Genomic DNA, 397 nt, shown 5'->3' on the forward strand with positions numbered 1-397 from the left:
CGGGCCGGGGGCGAGGTATCCGGACCTGGAGGTCACCCATCGTTATCTGAGCAGGGGGCGGGTGAGTCCGAGTGTGGACACGACGTATGCGGCGCAGTTCCGGGTGGGCGATGGTTCGTGGCGTGCGGTGAACGGCAGCGTGACGATCCCGGGGACACCGGAGGGACTGCGGGTGGTGACGGCGCGGCCGGTGCTGGTCGGGTCAGGTTCTCATTGACGGCGACTTCCTGCTCGGCCTCACGCACGAGGAGATGGTCACCCTGGTGGTGGAGGACCTCTACTCGTCGTACAAGGACCTGCCGCTCTCGATCTACCGGATCCAGGGGGTCCGCGCGGTTGGTTCTCCACAGGGCTGGGGCGCCTGGTTTCGCTCGAACGCGTCGCGGGGAATGATCGC

The 397-nt window shown here is 67.5% G+C and carries 1 pseudogene; it reads left to right on the plus strand.

The annotated features are described in order from the left end of the window. A pseudogene (locus tag ACYQ0U_RS22835) lies at window positions 1-217 on the plus strand (hypothetical protein); the annotation flags it as partial. Window positions 218-397: the final 180 nt, after the last annotated feature.

Source organism: Nocardioides pyridinolyticus, assembly GCF_054653575.1.